This is a genomic window from Streptomyces sp. (assembly GCF_031181705.1).
Classification (GTDB): Bacteria; Actinomycetota; Actinomycetes; order Streptomycetales; family Streptomycetaceae; genus Streptomyces.
Genome location: NZ_JAPSKN010000209.1, coordinates 1 through 2,957, shown reverse-complemented (window position 1 = coordinate 2,957; position 2,957 = coordinate 1). Strand labels below are relative to the sequence as shown.

Annotated in this window: 2 protein-coding genes and 1 pseudogene; all 3 read right to left on the bottom strand. The window is 69.9% G+C overall.

The genetic code is table 11. The features are described 5' to 3' along the window. On the bottom strand, positions 1-1,820 hold a 1,820-nt coding region (gene htpG / locus RIN80_RS25525), incomplete at its 3' end, for a molecular chaperone HtpG (protein WP_309097999.1). A gap of 86 nt (positions 1,821-1,906) precedes the next feature. Beyond that, positions 1,907-2,608 (bottom strand): class F sortase, encoded by a 702-nt coding sequence (locus tag RIN80_RS25520; RefSeq protein ID WP_309097998.1) that lies wholly within the window; start codon positions 2,606-2,608, stop codon positions 1,907-1,909. A gap of 133 nt (positions 2,609-2,741) precedes the next feature. Beyond that, positions 2,742-2,957 (bottom strand): annotated as a pseudogene (locus RIN80_RS25515) (hypothetical protein); the annotation flags it as partial.

Sequence of the window (2,957 nt, the reverse complement as noted above, 5' to 3'; positions counted from 1 at the left end):
AGCACCGCGAGGGTGTGCAGCAGTTCCGCGGACTCGGCCAGCTCCGAGCGGTCCGTGCGCTCCTGGTAGGCCTGGTTCAGGCCCTTCACCAGCGGGTGACCCGGGTTGAGCTCCAGGATCCGCTTGGTCCGCGGCACCTCCTGGCCCATGGCCCGGTACATGTTCTCCAGGGCCGGGGTCAGGTCGTGCGCGTCGGAGACGACACAGGCCGGGGAGACGGTGAGCCGCGTCGACAGGCGCACCTCCTTGATCTCCTCGTCCAGCTGCTCGCGCATCCAGCCGAGCAGACCGGCGTACTCCTCGGCCTGCTTCTCCCGCTCCTCGCCGGCCTTCTCCGGCTCCTCGGCGTCCAGGTCGATCTCGCCCTTGGCCACCGACCGCAGCTTCTTGCCCTCGTACTCGCCGACGGCGTCGACCCACACCTCGTCGACGGCGTCGGTGAGCAGCAGCACCTCGATGCCCTTGGCACGGAACGCCTCCATGTGCGGGGAGTTCTCGATGCTCTGCCGGGACTCGCCGGTGAGGTAGTAGATGTCCTCCTGGCCGTCCTTCATCCGCTCCACGTACTGGGCGAGCGTGGTCGGCTCGTCCCCGTGCGTGGTCGTGAACGAGGCGACGGCGAGCAGGGCGTCGCGGTTCTCGGAGTCGGTGACCAGGCCCTCCTTCAGGACCGTGCCGAACTCGCGCCAGAGGGTGGCGTAGCGGTCGGCGTCCTTGGTCATGATCTCCTTGACCGTGGACAGCACCTTCTTCGTCAGCCGGCGCTGCATCATCCGGATGTGCCGGTCCTGCTGCAGGATCTCGCGCGAGACGTTCAGCGAGAGGTCCTGCGCGTCGACGACGCCCTTGACGAAGCGCAGGTAGGGCGGCAGCAGTTCCTCGCAGTCGTCCATGATGAAGACGCGCTTCACATACAGCTGGACACCGCGCTTGAAGTCCCTGGTGAACAGGTCGTGCGGCGCGTGCGCGGGGATGAACAGCAGCGACTGGTACTCGAAGGTGCCCTCCGCCTGGAGCCGGATCGTCTCCAGCGGCTCGCGCCAGTCGTGGCTGATGTGCTTGTACAGCTCGTGGTACTCGTCGTCGGAGACCTCGTCGCGCGAGCGGGCCCACAGGGCCTTCATGGAGTTCAGCGTCTCCGGCTCGGGCGCCTCCTGCCCCTCACCGGCCTCCGGGACCATCCGGATGGGCCAGGTGATGAAGTCCGAGTACCGCTTGACGATCTCCCGGATCTTCCATTCGGAGGTGTAGTCGTGGAGCTGGTTCTCGGTGTCGGCCGGCTTCAGGTGGAGGGTGACGGAGGTGCCCTGCGGGGCGTCGTCGACACGCTCCAGGGTGTAGGTGGCCTCGCCGCGCGAGCTCCAGCGGGTGCCCTGGTCCTCTCCGGCCCGGCGGGTGACCAGCGTGACCTCGTCCGCCACCATGAAGCCGGAGTAGAAGCCGACGCCGAACTGGCCGATCAGCCCCTCGGCCCCGGCCGTGTCCTGGGCCTCGCGCAGCTCCTTCAGCAGGGTCGCCGTGCCCGACTTGGCGATGGTCCCGATGAGCTGCCCGACCTCGTCGTACGACATGCCGATGCCGTTGTCCCGCACCGTGAGGGTGCGGGCCTTCTTGTCGACGTCGATCTCGATGTGCAGGTCCGACACGTCGGCTTCGAGCGAATCGTCCCGCAGCTTCTCCAGACGCAGCTTGTCGAGCGCGTCGGAGGCGTTGGAGACGAGTTCGCGCAGGAAGACATCCTTGTTCGAGTAGACCGAGTGGATCATCAGCTGCAGCAGCTGACGGGCCTCTACCTGGAACTCAAACGTTTCGGTCGTCATGGTTCGCGAATACCTCACAGGTCGCACTGTCGCCTGAACTGGTGGCAGTCACTGTAAAACACCAAGTCAGGCGGGAGGACCGGAAGTCAGACGAGGTGGGCGAAGACCACGAGGTTCTCGGTGTAGTCCCGGGCCCGACGGTCGTAGGTGCCGGCGCATGTGATGAGGCGGACCTGGGCGTCGGGGGTGTCGCCGTAGACGCGCTCGCTGGGGAAGGCGTCCTTGCGGAACGACTCCTTGTGGTCGACGACGAAGGTCGCCCTGCTGCCGTCGGCCCGGTTCACGTGGAACCGGTCGCCCTTCTTCAGCTCGCCGAGCCGGGCGAACACCGCCGGTGAGGTCGTGGTGTCCACGTGCCCGGCGATGATCGCGGTTCCGGGCTCGCCGGGCGAGTGGCCCTTGGCGTACCAGCCGACGAGGTTGGTGTCGTCGGGCGGGGGCGGGTCGAGTTGCCCCGATCGGCCGATGGCCAGGTCGGTGAAGGGCGCGTCGACGGCGATCTTCGGGATGAGCAGGCGGACCGGCTCGGACCGCGGCAGGTGCGCGGCGCCCTCGGACGCGGCGGACGGCCGCGCCGCCGGGGCGGAGGATCCGTCGGGCACGGCGGAGGCGGTGGCCGGCGGGGCGTGCGGCGGGCCGCCGGCGTCGTACGACGTGCCGCGGCCGCCGACCAGGTGCGCGGTCAGCAGGAGCGCGGCCGCGATCCACGCCGCCGTCACGGCGGTGCGCAGCCGCCGTCGCTTCGGGGCGGGAGCGGGTTCGGCCGGGGAGTCGGGGCTGGCTGCCATCGGGGACCACCTCATTCGGGCTCGGCGGCGGGTCGGGCGCGGCAGCGGGCGCGACCCGCGGGAGGACGAGCCGGGCCGCCGCGACGCCCGGGAGGCGTGCGGCGGCCGCGGCGCTTGTGGCGTCAGGCACCCGTCATGCGGCACCCTGCGACGCCCGCTGGCGGCGCAGCGCGTACAGGCCGGTACCCGCCGCCGCCAGCACGGCGAGGCCGCCGGCGGTCACGCCCGGTGCGCCGGCCAGCCCGCCGCCACCGGTGTGCATGCCACCGTGCGGCTTGTCGTGCTTGCCGTGCCAGGAGCCCTTCTCGTTCTCGTCATGCTTGCCGTTCTCGTCGTGCTTGCCGTTCTC